This window comes from Roseovarius salinarum (genome assembly GCF_002834145.1).
GTDB classification, from domain to species: Bacteria; Pseudomonadota; Alphaproteobacteria; order Rhodobacterales; family Rhodobacteraceae; genus Roseovarius; species Roseovarius salinarum.
On sequence record NZ_PHNT01000019.1, the window covers coordinates 26,440 to 48,503 of the forward strand.

General features: G+C 68.8%; 26 protein-coding genes. 24 read left to right on the forward strand and 2 right to left on the reverse strand.

Annotated features, from left to right (window positions below; all coding sequences use genetic code 11):
* Positions 1-16: 16 nt before the first annotated feature.
* The 23 genes from fabG (at position 17) to CEF10_RS14780 (ending at position 19,893) form a co-directional block, all read left to right on the forward strand.
* Positions 17-754 carry a 3-oxoacyl-[acyl-carrier-protein] reductase gene (fabG, locus tag CEF10_RS14670; RefSeq protein ID WP_101068929.1) on the forward strand — a complete coding sequence of 246 codons (738 nt, stop codon included), beginning with the start codon at positions 17-19 and terminating at the stop codon, positions 752-754.
* Between the two features lie 275 nt (positions 755-1,029).
* The gene (locus CEF10_RS14675; RefSeq protein ID WP_101068930.1) at positions 1,030-1,263 is read left to right on the forward strand and encodes an acyl carrier protein; all 234 of its coding nucleotides are present in this window, start codon (positions 1,030-1,032) and stop codon (positions 1,261-1,263) included.
* Positions 1,264-1,451: 188 nt separating this feature from the next.
* The gene (locus CEF10_RS14680) at positions 1,452-2,195 is read left to right on the forward strand and encodes a 1-(5-phosphoribosyl)-5-[(5-phosphoribosylamino)methylideneamino] imidazole-4-carboxamide isomerase (protein ID WP_101068954.1); all 744 of its coding nucleotides are present in this window, start codon (positions 1,452-1,454) and stop codon (positions 2,193-2,195) included.
* Between the two features lie 103 nt (positions 2,196-2,298).
* Positions 2,299-3,558 carry a beta-ketoacyl-ACP synthase II gene (gene fabF, locus CEF10_RS14685; RefSeq protein WP_101068931.1) on the forward strand — a complete coding sequence of 420 codons (1,260 nt, stop codon included), beginning with the start codon at positions 2,299-2,301 and terminating at the stop codon, positions 3,556-3,558.
* Complete coding sequence (mltG, locus tag CEF10_RS14690) at positions 3,558-4,712, forward strand: endolytic transglycosylase MltG (protein ID WP_101068932.1); 1,155 nt, start codon at positions 3,558-3,560, stop codon at positions 4,710-4,712. Before fabF ends, mltG begins: the two co-directional genes overlap by 1 nt.
* Positions 4,713-4,865: 153 nt before the next feature.
* Positions 4,866-5,597, forward strand: a complete 732-nt coding sequence (locus CEF10_RS14695; protein WP_101068933.1) for a DUF2726 domain-containing protein — start codon at positions 4,866-4,868, stop codon at positions 5,595-5,597.
* 207 nt (positions 5,598-5,804) lie between these two features.
* A complete protein-coding gene (locus CEF10_RS14700; protein ID WP_101068934.1) occupies positions 5,805-6,146 on the forward strand; it encodes a hypothetical protein in 342 nt (113 codons plus the stop codon).
* A 19-nt stretch (positions 6,147-6,165) separates the two neighbouring features.
* Positions 6,166-7,425 carry a DNA-packaging protein gene (locus CEF10_RS14705; RefSeq protein ID WP_101068935.1) on the forward strand — a complete coding sequence of 420 codons (1,260 nt, stop codon included), beginning with the start codon at positions 6,166-6,168 and terminating at the stop codon, positions 7,423-7,425.
* A gap of 97 nt (positions 7,426-7,522) precedes the next feature.
* Complete coding sequence (locus CEF10_RS14710) at positions 7,523-8,722, forward strand: phage portal protein (RefSeq protein ID WP_101068936.1); 1,200 nt, start codon at positions 7,523-7,525, stop codon at positions 8,720-8,722.
* A complete protein-coding gene (locus tag CEF10_RS14715; RefSeq protein WP_101068937.1) occupies positions 8,715-8,954 on the forward strand; it encodes a GTA head formation protein, RCAP_rcc01685 family in 240 nt (79 codons plus the stop codon). The genes CEF10_RS14710 and CEF10_RS14715 overlap by 8 nt, the downstream gene beginning before the upstream one ends.
* Before the next feature lie 26 nt (positions 8,955-8,980).
* A complete protein-coding gene (locus CEF10_RS14720) occupies positions 8,981-9,577 on the forward strand; it encodes an HK97 family phage prohead protease (RefSeq protein ID WP_101068938.1) in 597 nt (198 codons plus the stop codon).
* The gene (locus CEF10_RS14725; RefSeq protein ID WP_101068939.1) at positions 9,574-10,752 is read left to right on the forward strand and encodes a phage major capsid protein; all 1,179 of its coding nucleotides are present in this window, start codon (positions 9,574-9,576) and stop codon (positions 10,750-10,752) included. Before CEF10_RS14720 ends, CEF10_RS14725 begins: the two co-directional genes overlap by 4 nt.
* Before the next feature lie 150 nt (positions 10,753-10,902).
* Positions 10,903-11,502 carry a head-tail connector protein gene (locus CEF10_RS14730; protein ID WP_101068940.1) on the forward strand — a complete coding sequence of 200 codons (600 nt, stop codon included), beginning with the start codon at positions 10,903-10,905 and terminating at the stop codon, positions 11,500-11,502.
* Complete coding sequence (locus tag CEF10_RS14735) at positions 11,502-11,840, forward strand: head-tail adaptor protein (RefSeq protein ID WP_101068941.1); 339 nt, start codon at positions 11,502-11,504, stop codon at positions 11,838-11,840. Before CEF10_RS14730 ends, CEF10_RS14735 begins: the two co-directional genes overlap by 1 nt.
* On the forward strand, positions 11,837-12,250 hold the full coding sequence (locus CEF10_RS14740; RefSeq protein ID WP_101068942.1) for a DUF3168 domain-containing protein: 414 nt from the start codon (positions 11,837-11,839) through the stop codon (positions 12,248-12,250). The genes CEF10_RS14735 and CEF10_RS14740 overlap by 4 nt, the downstream gene beginning before the upstream one ends.
* Positions 12,251-12,273: 23 nt before the next feature.
* Positions 12,274-12,687, forward strand: a complete 414-nt coding sequence (locus CEF10_RS14745) for a phage major tail protein, TP901-1 family (RefSeq protein WP_101068943.1) — start codon at positions 12,274-12,276, stop codon at positions 12,685-12,687.
* Between the two features lie 5 nt (positions 12,688-12,692).
* Complete coding sequence (locus tag CEF10_RS14750; protein WP_101068944.1) at positions 12,693-13,013, forward strand: gene transfer agent family protein; 321 nt, start codon at positions 12,693-12,695, stop codon at positions 13,011-13,013.
* Positions 13,010-13,210 carry a rcc01693 family protein gene (locus CEF10_RS14755; RefSeq protein ID WP_101068945.1) on the forward strand — a complete coding sequence of 67 codons (201 nt, stop codon included), beginning with the start codon at positions 13,010-13,012 and terminating at the stop codon, positions 13,208-13,210. The genes CEF10_RS14750 and CEF10_RS14755 overlap by 4 nt, the downstream gene beginning before the upstream one ends.
* A complete protein-coding gene (locus tag CEF10_RS14760; protein WP_101068946.1) occupies positions 13,203-13,862 on the forward strand; it encodes a phage tail tape measure protein in 660 nt (219 codons plus the stop codon). The genes CEF10_RS14755 and CEF10_RS14760 overlap by 8 nt, the downstream gene beginning before the upstream one ends.
* A 25-nt stretch (positions 13,863-13,887) precedes the next feature.
* Positions 13,888-14,520 (forward strand): DUF2460 domain-containing protein, encoded by a 633-nt coding sequence (locus CEF10_RS14765; protein WP_101068947.1) that lies wholly within the window; start codon positions 13,888-13,890, stop codon positions 14,518-14,520.
* Positions 14,517-15,416, forward strand: a complete 900-nt coding sequence (locus tag CEF10_RS14770) for a DUF2163 domain-containing protein (protein WP_101068948.1) — start codon at positions 14,517-14,519, stop codon at positions 15,414-15,416. The genes CEF10_RS14765 and CEF10_RS14770 overlap by 4 nt, the downstream gene beginning before the upstream one ends.
* On the forward strand, positions 15,416-15,865 hold the full coding sequence (locus tag CEF10_RS14775) for a C40 family peptidase (RefSeq protein WP_101068949.1): 450 nt from the start codon (positions 15,416-15,418) through the stop codon (positions 15,863-15,865). The genes CEF10_RS14770 and CEF10_RS14775 overlap by 1 nt, the downstream gene beginning before the upstream one ends.
* Entirely contained in the window at positions 15,865-19,893 is a 4,029-nt protein-coding gene (locus CEF10_RS14780; protein ID WP_101068950.1) for a baseplate multidomain protein megatron, read from the forward strand. The genes CEF10_RS14775 and CEF10_RS14780 overlap by 1 nt, the downstream gene beginning before the upstream one ends.
* A 6-nt stretch (positions 19,894-19,899) precedes the next feature.
* Here the strand turns inward: CEF10_RS14780 and CEF10_RS14785 are convergent, their stop codons facing one another.
* Positions 19,900-20,238 (reverse strand): TraR/DksA family transcriptional regulator, encoded by a 339-nt coding sequence (locus CEF10_RS14785; RefSeq protein ID WP_101068951.1) that lies wholly within the window; start codon positions 20,236-20,238, stop codon positions 19,900-19,902.
* A gap of 84 nt (positions 20,239-20,322) precedes the next feature.
* Between CEF10_RS14785 and cysE the strand changes: the two genes are divergently transcribed.
* Complete coding sequence (gene cysE, locus CEF10_RS14790) at positions 20,323-21,138, forward strand: serine O-acetyltransferase (protein WP_101068952.1); 816 nt, start codon at positions 20,323-20,325, stop codon at positions 21,136-21,138.
* A 106-nt stretch (positions 21,139-21,244) separates the two neighbouring features.
* Here the strand turns inward: cysE and CEF10_RS14795 are convergent.
* Positions 21,245-22,064, reverse strand: an 820-nt coding sequence (locus tag CEF10_RS14795) for a dihydrolipoamide acetyltransferase family protein (protein WP_198586211.1), incomplete at its 5' end; no start/stop codon positions are given.

The window sequence follows — 22,064 nt, forward strand, 5'->3', positions numbered from 1 at the left end:
GGAAAGGACTTCGGTCATGTTCGATCTCACAGGCAGATGCGCGCTGGTCACCGGCGCGTCCGGCGGTATCGGCGGGGCGATTGCCCACGCGCTTCACGGGGCCGGCGCCACGGTGGGCCTGAGCGGCACGCGCGAGGCGCCGCTGCAGGATCTTGCCACCGCGCTTGGCGCGCGGGCCCATGTGCTGCCGTGCGACCTGTCCGACGCGGCGGCGGTCGACGCGCTGCCCAAGGAGGCGGCCGAGGCGATGGGCAGCCTCGACATCCTGGTCAACAACGCGGGCATTACCCGTGACCAGGTGTTCATGCGCATGTCAGATGACGAGTGGCAGTCGGTGCTCGACGTCAACCTGACGGCGACCATGCGCCTGTGCCGCGGCGTGATGCGCCCGATGATGAAGGCGCGGTGGGGCCGGATCGTGAATGTGTCCTCGATCGTGGGCGCCACGGGCAACGCCGGTCAGGCCAACTATGCCGCCAGCAAGGCCGGTGTCGTGGGCATGACCAAGTCGATCGCCTACGAGGTTGCCACGCGCGGGATCACCGCCAACGCCGTCGCGCCGGGGTTCATCGCGACGGCGATGACCGACAAGCTGACCGACGATCAGAAGGGGCGGCTCAACGACCAGATCCCGATGGGGCGGATGGGCACGCCCGAGGAAATCGCCGCGGCCGTGCTGTATCTGGCCAGCCCCGAGGCGGCCTATGTCACCGGCACGACGCTGCACGTCAACGGCGGGATGGTGATGCTCTGAACGGGCGGTACAGAGCGCCCGGAATCACCGTGATTCGGGTGCGGGCAACCCTTGTAAAACAGGTGGTCCTGACCACTTTGGGAAAACATTTGCCAACGGCGCACCATGTGCTATAGGCGGCTTTGATTTGCCGGGGGCCGGCAAAACTGCATCCGCGGCAGCCCGGCTCCGGCGGGTGAAAACCGCCCGGAAGGGCGAAACGCAGAAGGCCGCTTCCCGGCGCGGACGGGGCCAAGAACGGGCCGAGGCGCCCACCAGAGGATGAGGGAAACATCATGAGCGATATCGCAGACCGCGTGAAAAAGATCGTTGTGGAACACCTGGGCGTGGAAGAGGACAAGGTGGTCGACAACGCCTCGTTCATCGACGACCTGGGCGCCGACAGCCTGGACACCGTGGAACTCGTCATGGCCTTCGAAGAGGAATTCGGCATCGAGATCCCCGACGACGCGGCCGAGACCATCCAGACCTTCGGCGACGCGGTGAAATTCATCAACGACGCGTCCTGACCGCGCCTTCAACCGGACGACCCCGAACCCCGCCTTCGCGCGGGGTTCTTTTTGTCGTCAAGGGCCGCGAATGGACGTTGCGATGCCGATTTGGCAACAGCCGGGCGAGTCGTTAGACTGCACAGTCAGCGCGCCGGGCCTGTGTCCAGCGCGCCGGAATGCAACCCATGCGTGAAAGCGGTGCCGTCATGATCATTTATCCGACCCTCGAATTGCACAAAGGCAAATGCGTTTCGCTGACGCGCGGCCGGCTGGAAGAGCCGGTCATATGGCACGTCGATCCGGTCGAGACGGCCCGCGGCTTCGCCGAGGCCGGCGCGTCCTGGATGCATGTGACCGACATCGACGCGCTTCTCGGCGAAGGTGACAACGCCGACCTGATCGAGGAGATCATCCGCGCGGCGGGAATTCCCGTCCAGCTGGGCGGCGGATTCCGCTCGCGCGAGCGTGTCGAGGACTGGATCGACCGTGGCGCGGGCCGAATCGTCATCGGCACCATGGCCGCGCACGACCCGGACCTCGTGCGCGAACTGGCCAAGCTGCACCCTGACCAGATCGTGCTGGCCGTCGACATCTTCGAAGGTCACGTCATGACGGAGGGTTGGCGCAGCCGCAGTGCCTTCACCCCGGAGGATTACGTAAAGGCCTTCGACAGCGCGCCGCTGGCGGGCATCATCGTCACGGACATCGACGCCGACATCGAGGAAACCGACGGGGCGCTCGGCGTGATCTCCGGCCTGGCGGCGGAAACGCGCCATCCCGTGATTGCCCGCGGCACGGTGCGCAGCGTCGACGACGTGGCCCGCTTGAAATACGTGCCCAACATTTCCGGCACGCTGATCGGCCGCGCCCTTCTAGCGCGCGACGTCGATCTTGCCGAGGCGCTGGAGATGGCCCGCCCCGAACCCGAACCGACGGCGGATTTCCTGTAAACCCGGGGGCCGCGCGACCGTTCTTCGGGACGTCGGACGCTCTTGCCCTGCGGTGGCAAGGCGGGGTAAGAGCGCGCAACAGACTACGAGAAAGGGCAGCATCATGCGTCGCGTCGTCGTTACCGGGATGGGATTGGTCACGCCGCTGGCCTGTGGGGTTGAGGAAAGCTGGCGCCGGATTCTGGACGGTCAGTCCGGAGCGGGCACGATCACCCGTTTCGACGCCAGCAAGCTGGCAACCGACTATGCCTGCGAAGTGCCTGTCGGAGACGGCAGCGATGGCACCTTCAATGCCGACGACTGGATGGCGCCGAAGGAACGGCGAAAGGTTGACGACTTCATCCTTTACGGCATCGCGGCGGCCGACCAGGCGGTGCACGATGCAGGCTGGACACCCGACGACGAGGAAAGCCTTCTGCGCACCGGCGTGATGATCGGCTCCGGCATCGGGGGCTTGCGCTCGATCGAGGAGACGACGCTGCTCATTCGCGACAAGGGGCCGCGGCGGGTCTCGCCGTTCTTCATTCCCGGCGCGCTGATCAACCTGATCTCGGGGCAGGTGAGCATCCAGCACGGCTTCAAGGGGCCCAATCATGCGGTCGTCACCGCATGCTCGACCGGTGCGCATGCGATCGGCGATGCCGCACGCCTGATCCAGCACGGCGACGCCGACGTGATGGTCGCCGGCGGCGCGGAGGCCGCGATCTGCGAGATCGGGATTGCCGGGTTCAACGCCTGCAAGGCATTGTCGACAAAGCGCAGTGACGATCCCAAGGCGGCCAGCCGTCCCTACGACGTCGACCGGGACGGGTTCGTCATGGGCGAGGGCGCGGGCGTCGTCGTGCTCGAGGATTACGAACACGCCAAGGCGCGCGGTGCGAAGATATACGCCGAGGTGCTGGGCTACGGGTTGTCGGGTGACGCCTATCACATCACCGCACCGTCCGAGGACGGCGACGGCGGTCTGCGCGCCATGCAGGGAGCACTTCGGAATGCCGGGGTGGACCCTGCCGAGGTCGACTACATCAATGCGCACGGCACGAGCACGATGGCCGACACCATCGAGCTTCAGGCCGTGGAACGGCTTCTGGGTAATTCCGCCGCGAATGCGTCGATGACCTCGACGAAATCCGCCACCGGTCATCTGCTGGGCGCGGCCGGGGCGATCGAGGCGATCTTCTCGATCCTCGCCGTGCGCGATCAGGTCGTGCCACCCACCATCAACCTGGACAACCCGGCGGTCGAAACACCGCTGGATCTTGCACCCAACGCGGCGCGCGAGCGCAAGGTGACGACGGCGATGTCCAACAGCTTCGGCTTCGGCGGCACCAATGCCAGCCTTTGCCTCGGGGCGCCGCGCTGATGTGGCGGAATATCGCCTCCAACGCGATCACATTCTTCGTCGTTGCCGCGTTCCTGCTGGCCGGGCTGATCCTCTGGGGGCAGCGCGAATACGCCGCACAGGGCCCGCTGGAAGAAGCGATCTGCCTGCGGGTGGAGCGCGGCGCGACCATGCGCGAGATATCCCGCAAGCTCGAGGAACGCGGGGCCATTGCCAGTGGCGCCATGTTCCGTATCGGTGCCGACTACACGGGCAAGGACAGCAAGTTGAAGGCCGGAAGCTGGCTGATACCGGAAGGGTCCAGCATGGCCGAGGTCACTGACCGTATCACCCGCGGCGGGCAAAGCACCTGCGGCACCGAGGTGGTGTACCGCGTCGGCGTGCGTGGCACCGAAGCGCGGGTGCGCAAGCTCGACCCGGCAACGCGCGAATACGAGGTGGCCGCCGCCTTCGATCCCGACGGCAAAGATCCCCCGGAAGCGTTCCGCACGGTCGTCGAGCAGGTCGATACCCGGTATCGCGTCGCGGTGGCCGAAGGCGTGACAAGCTGGCGTATCGTGCAGGCGCTGGAGGATGTCGAGGTGCTCGACGGCGAGCTCAACGAGGTGCCGGACGAAGGCAGCCTTGCGCCGGACAGCTACGAGGTGCGCGCCGGCGACACCCGCGCCAGCGTGATCGCGCGCATGCAGGAGGCGCAGGAGGTCATCCTCGCCGCCGCGTGGGAGGACCGGGCCGAGGATCTGCCGATCGACACCCCCGAGGAGGCGCTGATCCTTGCCTCGATCATCGAGAAGGAAACGGGAGTCCCCGAGGAGCGGCGCCAGGTGGCAAGCGTGTTCGTCAACCGTCTGCGCGTGGGGATGAAACTGCAGACCGACCCGACCGTCATCTACGGCATCACCGAGGGGCGCGGGGTGCTGGGCCGCGGGTTGCGCCAGAGCGAGCTGCGCGCGCCGACGCCGTGGAACACCTATGTCAACTTCGGCCTGCCCCCCACACCCATCGCGAACCCCGGGCGGGCGAGCATCGAGGCGGCGGTTGACCCGGCGGAGACCGATTATCGCTATTTCGTGGCCGATGGCAGCGGCGGCCATGCCTTTGCCAGGACACTTGCCGAGCACAACGCGAACGTCGCCCGCTGGCGCGAGATCGAGGCGGAGCGGCAGGCGGACTAGGCAAACGGCGCAGGTCGGCTTTTGCCGCGGCGCCGCCTTTGCCGACCCGTGCGCCGGGCGCGATCAGGGTGGCGCTCCGGGCGCCCCCGGTTTTCCAGCGTTTCGCCATCGGGCCGCCCCGGAACCGCCCCCGTTCGCGGGCAGGGTTTCACCATGAAAACCGAGAAGGTCAGCGATATCGGGCAAACCCTCTTGCCATCCGGGACGGACGGCGGGATGCTGGTGATGATCGTGGTCGCAGCGGTCGTGCTGGGCTTGCTCGCCGTGTTCCGTGTCTGGGTGGCCCTTGCGCCGCAACCGAAGGCAGCGCCACGCCGGCGCAAACGCCGCCGGTGGACCCCGCGCGCGCAGACGGCCGAGGCAAAGCACGGGGCACGCCGCCTGTGGGATCCGCGCGAACAGGTCGACGCGGTGTCGCATGTCGATTTCGAACGCCGGCGTCTGCTCAACGCGGGCGAATACCGGGTTCTGACGGAACTGGAGGCTGTCGTCGGACGCTATACCAAGGGGTGGCGCGTCATGGCGCAGGTCAGTCTGGGCGAGATCATCCAGCCGTGCGCGACCAGCGCCTCCGAGCAGGCGTGCCGCGATGCCCGCGCCTCGATCAACTCGAAGCGGCTGGATTTCGCGGTTTTCGACAGGGACGGCTTTCTCGTGCTGGCCGTCGAATACCAGGGCCGCGGGCATTACCACAAGCAGTCCTTCATGCGAGACGCCGTCAAGCGCGAAGCGCTGCGCCGCGCGGGCGTGCAGATGCTGGAGCTCGAGCCCGAGTGGGACCGGACGCAGCTGGAGGCGGCCTTCAGGAAGCTTGTCGGGTTATCCCCCACCCCGGCGCACGCGGGTACCCCGCGGGATCAGGCCGCCGCCGCTGCGCGCGCCTGAGCGGTTTCGTTGAAAAAACCTGAATGAGCCGGGCGTTTGGTCGGCGGCGGGTCAGCGGTTTCGCTTGACTTAGCGTGCGGTTTCTCCTATAGGTTGTGTCACGCTGGAAGAAATGGGCAAGCGGCCCCGGGGCACCCCGGAGGCCGCTTTTTTCGTTTCGCTCGTGCGGAGGGCACCGGGACTGCAACGCATGAGGCAAGAGCACGCATGACTTTGATCACCCCCGACGCGGAGCCCACGGAACTGGGTTCCTCCATCGCTTTGCTGCAACGCCAACTGGCGGACATGCGCGCAGAGATGGAGGCCATTCAGGACCGGATCAGGGCAGGGGAGTTCGACGAGATCAGGAACGCGGCCCGCGCCATCGCCGAGATCCGGCAGTGGCTGCGGATCGCTTTGGAAACGGAGGCGCAAATTGAAAAACGTCACAAGCAAGACAAGGGAATCCACCACGACTACGCCCTCGACCTCGACGAGGCCCGGTCTTCGGTCCGCTGCCGCCTGGATCGTCTCAGAAGATGCGGATGTTCAGGACGCGTTCCTGAATGACCTGACCGACGGCGAGTTGATGGCACTGCCCTATCTGTTCGAGTTCTGGGCGATGGACCATCAACTGCCGCCCGGCGGAGACTGGCGGACTTGGGTCGTCATGGGCGGCCGCGGCGCGGGCAAGACCCGCGCCGGTGCCGAATGGGTGCGCACGAAGATCGAGGGCGCGCGCCCCCTCGATGAGGGTCCCTGCCGGCGGCTGGCGCTGGTGGGCGAGACCGTCGAGCAGGTGCGCGAGGTCATGGTATTCGGCGAAAGCGGGATCATGGCCTGTTCGCCGCCCGACCGGCGGCCCGAATGGCAGGCCATGCGCAAGCGTCTGGTCTGGCCGAACGGCGCGACCGCGCAGGTGTTTTCCGCCCACGAACCGGAGGCCCTGCGCGGCCCGCAGTTCGACGGCGCCTGGGTGGACGAGCTGGCCAAGTGGAAAAAGGCCCGCGCGACCTGGGACATGCTGCAGTTCGCCCTGCGGCTGGGTGAAGACCCGCGCGTCTGCGTGACCACCACGCCGCGCAATGTGGGGGTCCTGCGCGAGATCCTGCAGATGGATTCGACGGTCGTGACCAGCGCGCCGACCGAGGCCAACCGTGCACACCTGGCCGACAGTTTCCTGCAGGCCGTGCGCACCCGGTATGCCGGCACGCGCCTTGGCCGGCAGGAGCTGGAAGGCGAACTGCTGGAGGAGGCCGAGGGCGCGCTCTGGACCACCCGCGCGCTGGAGGACGCGCGCGTGCCGGTTGCGCCCCACATGGACCGGATCGTCGTGGCCGTGGACCCGCCCACCACGGGCAAGCAGGGCTCCGACGAATGCGGCATCGTCGTCGTGGGTGCCAGCACCGAGGGGCCGCCACAGGACTGGCGGGCCTGCGTGCTGGCCGATGCGAGCGTGCGCGCGGCAAGTCCAGCCGTCTGGGCGGAGACGGCGGTGCAGGCGATGGAGGCGTGGGGCGCCGACCGGCTGGTGGCCGAGGTCAACCAGGGCGGCGACATGGTCGCGCAGGTGATTCGGCAGATCGATCCCATGGTTCCGGTCACGCCCGTGCACGCCAGCCGAGGCAAGGCGGCACGGGCCGAGCCGGTGGCCGCGCTCTACGAACAGGGGCGGGTGCGCCACCTGCGCGGGCTGGGCACCCTCGAGGACCAGATGTGCGCGATGACGGCACGTGGCTACGAGGGGCGCGGCAGCCCCGACCGCGTCGATGCGCTGGTCTGGGCGCTGACCGCCCTGATGATCGAGCCGGCGGCGCACTGGCGTCGCCCGCAGGTGCGCGCGGTCTGATTCAGTTTTCTTAAATCTTTCGCGGTCTGTTGCCCCGCAAGCGGGACGGCGGCCCGAAAGCGGCGCCGGACCCGGAACGATCAAGGAGCATCGATCGATGATACTGGATTTCTTTCGGCAGGGCGACGCGGCGCAACAGGCGCAGCCGGCGCCCGAGCGCAAGGCCAGCGCCGCCGCGCCGGTGATGGCCTGGCCCGGCGCGGGTCGCGTCGCCTGGACGCCGCGGGACGCGGTGTCGCTGACGCGCACGGGGTTCACGGGCAACCCGGTGGGCTTTCGTTGCGTCAAGATGGTGGCGGAGGCCGCGGCAGCGCTGCCGCTCGTGCTTCAGGACGCGGCGCAGCGGTATTCGGACCATCCGGTGCTGGACCTGCTCGCGGCGCCCAACCCGGCCCAGGCCCGCGCGGAGCTGTTCGAGGCGCTGTTCGGCCAGTTGTTGCTGACGGGAAATGCGTACCTCGAGGCGGTCGCGCCGGAGAATGCCATGCCGCTGGAGCTGCACGTCCTGCGGTCGGACCGGATGAGCGTGGTGCCCGGCCAGGACGGCTGGCCGGTGGCCTTCGAATATGCCGTGGGCGGGCGCAAGCATCGTTTCGATTTGCGCGCCGGCCACCCGGCGGTCTGCCACATCAAGAATTTTCATCCGCAGGACGACCACTACGGCCTGTCGGCGCTGACGCCGGCGGCGCAAGCGGTGGACGTGCACAACGCGGCCTCGCGCTGGTCCAAGGCGCTGCTGGACAACGCGGCGCGGCCGTCGGGCGCGATCGTTCACAAGGGCACCGACGGGCACGGCACGCTCAGCCCGGACCAGTACGACCGGCTCGTTGCAGAGATGGAAAGCCACCACCAGGGGGCGCGGAACGCCGGCCGGCCGATGCTGCTGGAAGGCGGGCTTGACTGGAAGCCGATGGGCTTCAGCCCCGCCGACATGGAATTCCAGAAGACCAAGGAAGCTGCGGCGCGCGAGATCGCGCTGGCCTTCGGCGTGCCGCCGATGCTCCTGGGAATCCCGGGCGACGCGACCTACGCGAACTACCAGGAGGCCAACCGCGCCTTCTATCGCCTGACCGTGCTGCCGTTGGCGACGCGGGTGGCGGCGGCGGTCGGCGGCTGGCTGTCGGGGTTCACGGGCGAGCGGATGACGCTCAAGCCCGACCTCGACCAGGTGCCGGCGCTGGCGGCGGAACGCGATGCGCAATGGCGGCGCGTGACCGACGCGGATTTCCTGACCGACGCGGAAAAACGCGCGCTTCTGGGCCTGCCGGCGCTGCCGGAGGAGGGCGCGGATGGATGATGAGCGCCCCGGCGCGCGCTACGGCTTCGAGCCCTTCGATTGTGCCCCGGCCCTGCGGCTGGACGCCCACGAACGGGTGGCGCGGTTGCAGTTCGAGGCAATCGAGCACCGGCTGAAGAAGACCGAGGAAATGATGGAGCGGCTGGAAAAGCGGCTCTGGCTGACGGTCTACGGCGTGGTCGCCGTGATCCTCGCGCAGGCGCTGCACCCGATCCTCACCGCCGCCTCCTGACGGACAACCAGAAAGGAACCCGGGCAATGGACACAGATACCGGACTCGAACGGAAATTCTGCCGCTTCGACGCGGCACTGACGGTCAGCGACGGAATGGTCATCGAGGGCTATGCCAGCCGTTTCGACCAGCGTGACCAGGGCGGTGACGTGGTCGCGCGCGGTGCATACGGGACTGCGTTGTCGCGCATGAAGCGCGACGGGCGGCGCGTGAAGATGCTCTGGCAGCACGACCCGGCCCAGCCCATCGGCACCTGGGAAGAGGTGCGCGAGGACGATACGGGCCTCTACGTCAAGGGCCGCCTGCTGGAGGACGTGGGCCGCGCCCGCGAGGCGGCGGTGCTGATCGGGGCAGGGGCCATCGACGGGCTTTCGATCGGCTACCGCACGGTCCGGGCGACGAAGAACGACAAGGGCCAGCGGCTCTTGACCGAACTGGAGCTGTGGGAGGTGTCGCTGGTGACCTTCCCGATGCTGCCCAGTGCGCGGGTGGCGGCAAAGGGCGACGCCCTGGCCGACGACACCCTGCGCGAACTGGCGGCGGCCTTCCGGGACGCCCGCCGGCACATGGCGCGCGGTGACGCCGCGGCACGACACCACCAGGAAAACGGGAACAGGCAATGACGACAAGCGAGGACCGGACCGGGGATGCGGCGCAGACCCCGGTGGCGCAGGTCAAATCGGCCGTGCGCGGCTTCATGGACGATTTCAAGGGCTTCCAGGCCGAGATCAACGACAGACTGCAACAGCAAGAAGAGAAGATGACGATGTTCGAACGCAAGATGACGATGCCGGCACGCCCGGTTCTTGCCGCCGCCGCGGAGACCGAGGCGCCCCACGCCAAGGCCTTCGATGCCTACCTGCGCTCGGGCGACGATGACGCCCTGCGCGGGCTGGAGCTTGAGGGCAAGGCGATGTCGACGGCGGTGGCGGCCGACGGTGGCTATCTCGTGGATCCCGAAACGGCCGAGACGATAAAGAGCACGCTGGCGTCGGCCGCCTCGATCCGGGCGATCGCCAACGTGGTCGCGGTGGAGGCCACCAGCTACGACGTGCTGATCGACCACGCCGACGTGGGCCATGGCTGGGCGACCGAAACGGGCACCATCACGGAAACCGACACGCCCGCGATCGACCGGATCACCGTTCCGCTGCACGAGCTTTCGGCGCTGCCCAAGGCCAGCCAGCGGCTGCTTGATGACAGCGCCTTCGATATCGAGGCGTGGCTGGCCGGGCGCATCGCCGACAAGTTCGCCCGCGCCGAGGCGGCGGCCTTTGTATCGGGGGACGGGGTGGACAAGCCCACCGGCTTCCTGACCCATTCGGCCGTCGACAACGATGTCTGGACCTGGGGCAACCTCGGGTACGTGCCCACCGGCGCGGACGGTGATTTCGGGGGCGCCGAGGCGCTGATCGACCTCGTCTACGCGCTGGGCGCGCGGTACCGCGCGAACGCCAGCTTCGTGATGAATTCCAAGACCGCCGGCGCGGTGCGCAAGCTCAAGGACAACGACGGCCGGTTCCTGTGGTCCGACGGGCTGGCGGCGGGGGAACCCGCGCGGCTGCTGGGCTACCCTGTGCTGGTCGCCGAGGACATGCCCGACATCGCCAGCGATGCCACCGCGATCGCCTTCGGCGATTTCTCGGCCGGCTACACGGTCGCCGAACGGCCCGACCTGCGCGTGCTGCGCGACCCGTTCAGCGCCAAGCCGCATGTGCTGTTCTATGCCACCAAGCGGGTCGGCGGCGACGTGAGCGACTTCGCCGCGATCAAGCTGCTGAAATTCGCCGTTTCGTAAGAGGCGTGCGGATCGGGCGGGGCCATACGGCGCCGTCCGGGGCGCGTGCCGCCAGCTTCTTCGCGTTGTCTAGCTGCTCCCCTCCGTCCGAGCAACGCGGGCGGCGCGCGCCTCAACCCCCGAGGGGACCGGGAATTTCGGAGTAAGTCCATGATGCTGATCGAAGAAACCGCGGTGCCGGAGGCGGCACTGCCACTGCCGGAATTCAAGGCGCACCTGCGGCTGGGGACGGGGTTTTCCGATGACGGGATCCAGGATGCGGTGCTGGATGGTTTCCTGCGCGCCGCCATTGCCGCGATCGAGGCGCGCACTGGCAAGATATTGATCGCGCGCGATTTCTCCTGGTCCCTGTCGTCCTGGCGCGACCGTGGGGGACAGCCGCTTCCGGTGGCGCCGGTGACCGCGGTGACCGCGCTTGCGTTGCGTGACCGCGCGGATCAGACCGAGGCGATCGATCCGGCTCTCTATCGGCTGGAGGTGGACGCGCAGCGCCCCGTCCTGCGGCCCACGGGCACGATGCTGCCCGCGATCCCGCCGGGTGGCGGCGCCGAGATCGCTTTTCGCGCCGGGATGGGAAGCACATGGGGCGACCTTCCGGCCGATCTGGCCCAGGCCGTTCTGCTGCTGGCCGCGCACTACTACGAATACCGCAACGATACGGGGCTGGACGGCGGGTGCATGCCCTTCGGCGTGACCAGCCTGATCGACCGCTATCGGACCGTGCGGATCCTGGCCGGGGGGCGCGCGTGATGGACCGCGTGAGACTGAACCGCGAGCTGACCCTGGAAACCCCGCAAACAACGCCGGACGGCGCCGGAGGGTTCGAGCGGACCTGGACGCCACTCGGCACGCTCTGGGCCGAACTGCGCGCGCGCACGGGACGCGAAACCGAGGGCGCGGTCGCGAGCCTGTCGCGCATGCGGTTTCGCATCATCGTCCGCGCCGCACCCGTCGGCGCACCCTCGCGGCCGCAGCCGGGCCAGCGGTTTCGGGACGGTGCCCGCGTTTTCGCGGTCCGGGCGGTGGCCGAACACGACCAGGGCGCGCGCTACCTGACGTGCTTTGCCGAGGAGGAGATCGCGGTATGAGCTACGCATCCGCCGCCGCCCTGCAGGCGGCCGTCTATCAGCAACTGACCGGCGACAGCACGCTCGCGGCGCTGGTGGGCGGTGCGATCTACGACGCGCTGCCTCAGGGTCCGTTGCCCGCCACCTACGTGACGCTGGGCCCTGAAGAGAGCCAGGACCGTTCCGACGGCACCGGCGCGGGTGCGCGCCACGATTTCACCGTTTCGGTCGTCACGGACGGCACCGGTTTCCAGGCTGCCAAGGCCGTGGCCGGCGCCGTCAGTGACGCGCTGGCCGGGGCGGACCTTGCGCTCGCTCGCGGACGGCTGGCTGCGCTGACCTTTCGCCGCGCCCGGGCCCGGCGCGAGGGAACCGGGCAGCTGCGCCGCATCGACCTGACGTTCCGCGCCCGCGTGGAAGACACCCCTTAACCCCGAACGCAGGAGACACATTCATGGCAGTGCAAAACGGCAAGGACCTTCTGGTCAAGATCGACATGGTCGGTGACGGCCAGTTCGAGGCGGTGGCGGGCCTGCGCGCCACGCGCGTGAGCTTCAACGCCGAAAGCGTGGACGTCACCAGCCTGGAATCCGCGGGCGGTTGGCGCGAGTTGCTGGCCGGCGCCGGCGTCAAGTCGGCCTCGATCAGCGGGTCGGGGATCTTCCGCGACGCCAATTCCGACGAACGCGTGCGCCAGATCTTCTTCGATGGCGAGATGCCGGATTTCCAGGTGGTGATCCCGGATTTCGGCGTGGTCGAGGGGCCCTTCCAGGTCACCGCGATCGAATATGCCGGGACCCACAACGGCGAGGCGACGTATGAAATGGCGCTGGCGTCGGCCGGGCAACTGAGCTTCCTGGCGCTGTGAGCGGCATGGCGAACCCGTGGGCTGGCGAGGTGCGGCTCGTGATCGACGGCCGCGCGCACGCGCTCAAGCTGACGCTGGGCGCGTTGGCCGAACTCGAGGCCGAGCTGGAGACCGGCACGCTGGTCGAGCTGGTCGAACGCTTCGAGGCCGGGCGGTTTTCCACCCGCGACGTTCTGGCCCTGATCGTGGCCGGGCTGCGCGGCGGCGGGTGGGACGGCCGGCCGGGCGATCTGCTGCACGCCGAGATCGAGGGCGGCGCGGTTGCTGCCGCCCGTGCGGCGGCCGAGCTTCTGGCGCGCGCGTTCGCGTTCCACGAGACGTCATGACCGGCTTCGACTGGCCCGCGCTGATGCACGCCGGGCTGCGGGGGCTGGGCCTGCGCCCGCACGAGTTCTGGGCGCTGACCCCGGCAGAGTTGCGGCTGATGCTGGGCCAGGGCGGCGGCCCCCCGATGGCGCGCGCGCAGCTCGACGCGCTGATCCGCGCCTATCCCGACACGCAAGGAGAGACGAGCGATGGCTGATCTTGACGGAATGGACGATCTGGACGCGCAGGCCGAGGCGCTGGAGGGCGCGCTGGACGGTGCCGCGACGATGGCCGCGAGTTTCTCGGCCGAGTTGTCACGGGTGCGCGGCGCGTTCCTGCAGACCGGTCGCGACGTGGCCACGCTCGAACGTGGCCTCAGCCGCGGGCTGCGGCGCGCGATCGACGGTGCGGTGATGGACGGCGACAGCCTGTCCGTCGCCCTGAACACGCTTGCCACTTCGATGGTCAACGCGGCGTATGCCGCGGCCGTCCGCCCTGTCACGAACCACGTGGGCAGCACGCTGGCCCAGGGGATTGGCGGCCTTGTCAGCGGCCTTTTGCCCTTCGGCGACGGCGCGAGTTTCGCGCAGGGGCGGGTGCAACCGTTTGCCAGCGGCGGCGTGGTCAGCGGGCCCGTGGCCTTCCCGATGCGCGGCGGCACCGGGTTGATGGGCGAGGCCGGGCCGGAGGCGATCATGCCGCTGGCCCGCGGGTCCGATGGCAAGCTGGGCGTGCGCGGGCAGGGCGGCGGCAACGTCAGCGTGGTGATGAACGTCTCGACGCCCGATGCCGAGAGCTTCCGCCGCAGCCAGGGCCAGATCGCCGCGCAACTGGGGCGCGCGATCAGCCGCGGCCAGCGCAACAGGTAACCGGACAGACCGAGGAAGACGCAGAATGGGATTTCACGAGGTCCGCTTTCCCGCCAACCTGAGCTTCGGCTCGGTCGGCGGCCCCGAGCGGCGCACCGACGTGGTGACGCTGGCCAACGGCTTCGAGGAGCGCAACACGCCATGGGCGCATTCGCGCCGCCGATACGATGCGGGCGTGGCGATGCGCTCGCTCGACGACATCGAGACGCTGATCGCCTTCTTCGAGGCGCGGCGCGGGCAGATGCATGGCTTTCGCTGGAAGGACTGGTCGGACTACAAGTCCGGGGCGGCGCTGGCGGAGCCCGCGTTCGAGGACCAGGTGATCGCCACCGGCGACGACGTGACCGCCAGCTTCCAGCTGGTCAAGACCTACCGGTCGGGCGCGCACACCTATGAACGCCCCATCGCCAAGCCGGTCGCGGGCACGGTGCGCATCGGCCTCGAGGGCGACGCGCAGCAGGCGGGCATCCATTACACCGTGGACCCCGCCACCGGCGTGGTGACCTTCGCCCATCCGCCCAACGCGGGGGTGCGCGTGACCGCCGGGTTCGAGTTCGACGTGCCCGTCCGCTTCGACACCGACCGGATCCAGACAAGCGTCGCCAGTTTCCAGGCCGGTGACGTGCCCAATGTGCCCATCGTGGAGGTGCGGGTATGAGCGATCCGGCCAAGGCGCTTCTGGCGCACCTTCAAGGCGGTGTGACGCACACGTGCCGGGCCTGGGCGCTGTCCAGGCGCGACGGCGTGGTGTTCGGGTTCACGGACCATGACCGCGCGCTGGTTTTCGAGGGCATTACCTTCAAGCCCGACACGGGGCTGAGCGCGCTGGCCGTGCAGCAGACCACCGGCCTTTCCGTGGACAACACCGAGGCGCTGGGCGCGCTCAGTGATGCCGCGATCCGCGAGGACGACATCGAGGCCGGGCGCTTCGACGGTGCCGAAATCCGCGCCTGGCTGGTGAACTGGCAAGCGCCGGAAGAGCGGCTGCTGCAGTTCCGCGGCACCATCGGCGAGATCCGGCGAACCGACGGCGCCTTCGAGGCCGAGTTGCGCGGGCTGACCGAAGCGTTGAACCACCCCTTGGGGCGGACCTACCAGACCGCCTGCACGGCGGTGCTCGGCGATGCCGCCTGCGGATTCGACCTGGACACGGCGGGGTATTCGGCCACGCTGGAGGCCGGGGTCGTGGCCGAGCGGCGGGTTTTCCGGTTCGCGCCAGCGGTGCTCGAGGATTTCGAGCTGCACTGGTTCGAGCGCGGCCGGCTGCTGGTCAGGGACGGGCCCGCGGCAGGGCTGTCGGGCATGATAAAGCGCGACTGGCACGACGCGGAGGCCGGCAATCGCGTGATCGAGTTGTGGGCGCCGTTGCGCGCGCCGGTTGCGGCGGGTGACATGCTGCGCCTTGAGGCGGGGTGCGACAAGCGGATGGAAACCTGCCGCTTCAAGTTCGACAACCTGCTGAATTTCCAGGGCTTCCCGGACATTCCCGGTGACGACTGGACGATCACGGACCCGTCCAAGGCCGGCCGCCTGTCCGGCGGGAGCCGGCGCTGATGGCGGCCGCCATACCTGACCGTATCGTCGGCGCCGCGCGCGGCTGGATCGGCACGCCCTATTGCCACCAGGCCTCGGTCAAGGGGGCGGGGGCCGATTGCCTCGGTCTGTTGCGCGGCGTCTGGCGCGAGGTGCTGGGCGCCGAACCCGAGCCGGTGCCGGCCTATACCATGGACTGGTCGGAGACGGGCAGGGACGAGGTTCTCTGGCAGGCCGCGGTGCGGCATCTGATCCCCGCCGATACGCAGAAGCAGGCGCCGGGCGACGTGCTGCTGTTTCGCATGCGCGCGGGCGCCGTGGCCAAGCATCTCGGCCTGGCGGGCCGCGTCGGGCCCGGGGCCAGTTTCATCCACGCCTATTCGGGCCACGCCGTGGTGGAAAGCCCGCTCAGCGCGCCGTGGCGGCGGCGCATCGTGGCCCGGTTCCGTTTTCCGCAGGAGGCGCTCTGATGGCAACCATTCTTCTTTCCGCCGCGGGCGCGGCGATCGGCGGGTCGATCGGCGGCTCGGTGCTGGGGCTTTCGATGGCCGCGGTGGGGCGGTTCGCCGGCGGCGTTGTCGGCCGGTCGCTGGACCAGCGCCTGCTGGGGCAGGGCTCCGAGGTGGTCGACAGCGGCCGGGTGGACCGGCTGCGCATCACCGGCGCGGGCGAGGGCGAGGCGATCGCGCAGGTTTTCGGGCGCATGCGCATTGCAGGGCAGGTGATCTGGGCCAGCGAGTTCACCGAGGAGGTGACCGTCACCGGCGGCGGGAAGGGCGCGCCCAGCCGGCCCACGACACGCAACTACAGCTATTCGGTCAGCCTGGCCATCGCGCTGTGCGCCGGAGAGATCACGCATGTCGGCCGGGTCTGGGCCGACGGCAACGAGATCGCGCCCGACAGCCTGACCATGCGCGTCTATCGCGGCACGGCTGACCAGTTGCCCGACCCGAAGATGGAGACGATCGAGGGCGCGGGCGCCGTGCCCGCCTATCGCGGCACGGCCGATGTCGTGATCGAGGATCTCGACATGGGCCGTTTCGGCAACCGCATTCCGCAGTTCACCTTCGAGGTCACACGCCCGGCGCCGAAGGCGCAGCCCGGCGCCGAACTGGACCCCGCTCACGCGGTCACGGGCGTGGCGCTTCTGCCGGGATCGGGCGAATACACGCTTGCGACGACGCCGGTCACCATGGATTTCGGACCGGGCAGCTCCAGTGTCGCCAACGTCAACACGCCCTCGGAGAAGACGGATTTGGCCACCTCGCTGGACAGCCTGACCGGCGAGTTGCCCAATTGCGGTGCAACCTCGCTGATCGTCAGCTGGTTCGGGAACGATCTGCGATGCGGTGACTGCACGATCCGGCCGAAGGTCGAACAGTCCGCCCACGACGGGCGCGAGATGCCCTGGCAGGTGGCCGGACTGTCGCGGGCCGCGGCGCAGCAGGTGGCCCCCGACGAACAGGGGCGGCCGATCTACGGCGGCACGTCGGCCGACGCGGCGGTGATCGAAGCGATCGAGGCGCTCAAGGCCGCCGGGCAGGACGTGATGTATTATCCATTCATCCTGATGGACCAGACCGCCGGAAACACGCTGCCCGACCCGTACACCGGCGAGACGGGCCAGCCCGTCCTGCCGTGGCGCGGGCGCATCACGCTCTCGGCCGCGCCCGGGCAGCCGGCAAGCCCCGACGGGACGGCGGCGGCCGTGGCGGAGGTCGCGGCGTTTTTCGGCACGGCCAGCGCCGCGGATTTTGCCATCGATACCGGAACGCAGACCGGTTTCGATCCGCTGCAACCAGTCGGGCAAAGCCCGGGAGAGAGCGGCGGCCTGCCCTTCGACCAGCCCGTGCCCGCGGCCAACCTCAGCCCCGTGACCTACACGGGGCCGGACGAATGGAGCTTCCGGCGCTATATCCTGCACCAGGCCGCGTTGTGCGCCGCGGCGGGCGGCGTGGAAAGTTTCTGCATCGGTTCCGAGATGCGCGGGCTTACCCAGATCCGCGGGCCCGGCAACAGCTTTCCGGCGGTGGCGCAGCTCATCGACCTCGCGGCCGAGGTGCGTGCGTTGCTCGGCCCCGACGTCAAGATATCCTATGCCGCGGACTGGTCGGAGTACTGGGGCTACCAGCCCGCCGACGGCTCGGGCGACCGATTTTTCCACCTCGACCCGCTGTGGGCCGACGCCGAGATCGATTTCATAGGCATCGACAACTACATGCCGCTATCCGACTGGCGCGACGGGCAGGATCACCTGGATGCGCACTGGGGATCGATTTACGACCTTGACCATCTCCAGGCCAACATAGAGGGCGGCGAGGGGTACGACTGGTACTACCATTCGTCCGAGGCGCGTGCGGCGCAGATCCGTACGCCGATCACCGACGGCGCGTACAACGAGCCCTGGGTCTGGCGCTACAAGGACATCCGCAACTGGTGGTCCAACGTTCACCGCGACCGGGTGGGCGGCGTGCGACGCGAGACCCCGACGCCCTGGATTCCCGAATCCAAGCCGATCCGTTTCACCGAGTTCGGCTGCCCGGCCGTGGACAAGGGCACGAACCAGCCCAACAAGTTCCTCGACCCGAAGTCCTCCGAGTCCTTCCTGCCCCACCATTCCGCCGGCTACCGGGACGAACTTATCCAGATGCAGTACCTGCGCGCCGTCATGGGGTATTGGCGCGATCCGGCCCACAACCCGGTTTCGGAGGAATACGGCGGCCGGATGCTGGACATGGACCATGCCTATGTCTGGGCGTGGGACGCGCGGCCCTATCCCTTTTTCCCCAACCGCCGAGATATCTGGAGCGACGCGGCGAACTACGCCCGAGGCCACTGGATCACCGGGCGTGTCTCGGCCTACCGCCTGGCATCCCTGGTCGAGGAGATCTGCACGACGGCGGGGCTTGCGCATTGCGACACGGACGGGCTGCACGGATATGTCCGCGGCTATGCGGTGCAGCACGTCGGCGAGGCGCGGGCGGCATTGCAGCCACTGATGCTCGCCTACGGGGTCGACGCGCTGGACCGTGAGGGGGCGCTGCGCTTCCGCCAGCGCGACGGGCTGTCGGACGGGGTGATCGACCGCGAGCACGTCATCCTCGACCCGGAAACGGGCAGCGCCATCGAGGAGATCCGCGGCAGCGCCGCCGAGGATGCCGGCCGCGTGCGCCTGCGCTTCTTCGAGGCCGACGCCGATTTCGAGGTGATCGCCGAGGAAACCGTCCTGCCGGAGGATGAAACCCACAGCGTGGCCACGACCGAGGTGCCGCTTTCGCTGACCCGGGCGGAGGGCCGCACGACCGTCGAGAGATGGCTGTCCGAGGGCGAGGTGGCGGCCGATGGCCTGCGCCTCACCCTGCCGCCGTCGCGCCTGGATCTGGGCGCGGGGGACGTCGTCAGCCTGGACGAAGCGGGAGGGCCGGGGCATTTCCGCATCGACCGCGTCGAGCAGCAGGGCGGGGCGCAGAAGCTGGAGGCCGTGCGGATCGAGCCCGAATCCTACCGCCCCGTCGCCTTCCTGGACGAGATCGCGCGCCAGCCACGCTACGAGGCGCCGGTTCCGGTGCTTCCCATATTCCTGGACCTGCCGTTGATGACGGGCGACGAGGTGCCCCATGCACCGCATCTGGCCGTCACCGCGCGGCCCTGGCCGGGGCGCACGGCGCTCTATTCCGCACCTTCCGATGCAAATTACGCGCTGAACCGCCTGGTCGAGGCGCGCGCGCGGATCGGCGTGACGCTTTCGCCGCTGCCGCCGGGGCGCGCGGGATTGCCCGATCGCGGCCCCGCGCTGGAGGTCGAGATGATCGCGGGCCAGTTGGCAAGTGTCGACGATCCCGCACTGCTCGGCGGGGCGAACCTTTGCGCGATCGGCGATGGCAGCCCCGGTGGCTGGGAACTGATGCAGTTCCGAGATGCCACCATGACCGCCGAACGGACCTGGGCGCTTACGCAACGGCTGCGCGGCCAGCTGGGCACCGAGGTGGCGGTCCCCGACGACGGCTGGCCCGCCGGCAGCTATTTGGTGATGATGGACGGGGTGCCGGACCAGATCGGGCTGACCGACGCGCAGCGCGGCCAGCTGCGCCATTACCGCGTCGGGCCTGCCGACCGGCCCTATACCGACCCGGCTTACCGGCACGCGGCGGTGGCCTTCGAGGGGATCGGGCTGCGCCCGCTTTCGCCGGTGCACCTGCGCGCACGGGAAGACCCCGGCGGCGACACCGAGGTCACGTGGATCCGGCGCACCCGCATCGACGGCGACCGTTGGGACACGCCCGAGGTGCCGCTGGGCGAGGAGCGCGAGGAATACCGCGTTCGCGTGGTCAACAACGGCGCGGTGGTGCGCGAGGAAACCGTGCACGCGCCGACCTGGACCTATGCCGCCGCCGACCGCGTCGACGACGGGCTTGGCGGGCTGTTCGACATCGAGGTCGCGCAGGTCTCCGCGCGTTTTGGCCCCGGCGCGGTCGCCCGGATCACGCTGGGCGTCTGACGCGTCCTATCCCGCGGCGCAGTGGATGCACTTGCCGGCGGCTGGGTCCAGTTCCAGCCGGCCTGTCGCGATCTCTTCGCCGCAGTCCTCGCAGTACCCGAATTCGCCTTCGTCGATGCGGGCCAGCGCGGCGTGCAGGCGGGTTCGCTCTGCCTGGCGACGGGCATGGCCGGCCTTGGCCATCGCCTGGTTCTGCAGGGCGTCCATGCGGCTCAACCGCCCGATTGCCTGCTGGTCGAGCGCCACCGTCTCCTGTCCGGCGGCGCCACGGTCGTCCTCGTCGTCCAGTTCGCCAAGACGTGCCTCGATCAGGGCACGGAAGCGGGCTGTCTCGGACTCATTCATTTCCCTGATCCCCCCGATCACGTCTTTGCGTTTTGCCGGTCCAGCCTATCTGCTATAGTCTGCCGCAGCAAAGGGGATGACGTCATGGCTGAAACGCGCGCGCAACTGGCCGAGATCGATCCGGTCTGGGCGAGGATCACCACCGAGGCCGAGGAGGCGGTGCAGGCCGAACCTCTCATGGGCGGGTTGGTGCATGCCTGCGTGCTGCACCACAAGACGCTCGACCGGGCATTGTCGTATCGCTTCGCCGCCAAGCTGAACTCGAACGAGATGTCGCAGGTCATCCTGCGCGAGATCGCCGACGAGGCCTTCGCGCACGAACCCGAACTGGTCGAGGCGGCGCGCGCCGACCTCATGGCCGTCTACGAGCGTGACCCGGCCTGCCACCGGCTGTTGCAGCCGATCCTTTATTTCAAGGGATACCAGGCCGTGCAGGCGTACCGCGTCGGAAACTGGCTCTGGCGGCAGGGGCGGCACGATCTGGCGTATTTCGTGCAGATGCGCGTGTCGGAAATCTTCGGGATCGACATCCACCCGGCCGCGAAGGTGGGCCGCGGCATCATGATCGACCACGCCCACTCGATCGTCATCGGCGAGACGGCCGAGGTCGGCGACAACGTCTCGATGCTTCATTCGGTCACGCTGGGCGGCACCGGCAAGGAGGAAGAGGACCGCCACCCGAAGATCGCCGACGGCGTCTTGATCGGGGCGGGCGCGAAGGTGCTGGGCAACATCCGCGTCGGCCGTTGTTCGCGCGTCGCGGCAGGCTCGGTGGTGCTTGACGAGGTGCCGCCATGCAAGACCGTTGCGGGCGTCCCGGCCAAGATCGTGGGCGAGGCGGGCTGCGACCAGCCGTCGGTTTCCATGGACCAGTTGCTGGAAAGCGGCGGCGACACCTAGCACCAACATGCCGCGCCGCCGGGCGTTCCGGCGCAACGGTCAATATCTTGCAGTCAATATCTTGCAGTCGCCCCGGCGGCCAGGCGGCGCCGGGGCGCGCTTTCCGTCAGGCTAGCATCACCATCGGGTTCTCAAGGTTCTGCACGATATGCTGCAGAAGCTCGGCCCCCAGGGCGCCATCGATGACCCGGTGATCGACCGACAGCGTCACGGACATCATCGTGGCCGTGGTCAGTTCACCGTCGTCGCCCACCACGGGTTTCGTCACCCCCGCGCCCACGGCCAGGATCGCGCCGTGCGGCGGGTTGATGACGGCGTCGAAGTTCTCGATCCCGAACATCCCGAGGTTCGAGATGGCGAAGGTGCCACCCTGGTATTCCTCGGGGCTGAGCTTGCGATCTCGGGCCTTGCCGGCAAGGTCCTTCATCTCCGCCGACAACGCCGAGAGCGATTTCATCTCCGCATCCTTGAGCACCGGGGTGAACAACCCGCCCTCGATGGCCACGGCGACGGCCACGTCCGACGGCCTGAGCTGCAGCACCCGGTCACCCGCCCATACGGCATTGGCCGCGGGCACCGCCTGAAGCGCCAGCGCGCAGGCCTTGATGATGAAGTCGTTCACCGACAGTTTGACGCCGCGGTCTTCCAGCTGCTTGTTGAGCTGGCCGCGGAATTTCAGAAGCGCGTCGAGCTTGATCTCGCGGCGCAGGTAGAAGTGCGGCACCGTCTGCTTGGCCTCGGTCAAACGCGCGGCGATGGTCTTGCGCATGCCGTCGAGCTTGATTTCCTCGTAATCGCGGCCCTCGTACATCGCGGCAACGGCCTCGGCCGAGGGGCCGGCCGGCGCGGCGGCAGCCGCTGCCGGGGCCTGTGCCGCCGGTGCCGGCGCTTCCGCCGCCGGGGCGGCGGGGGCGGCGGCCGGCTGC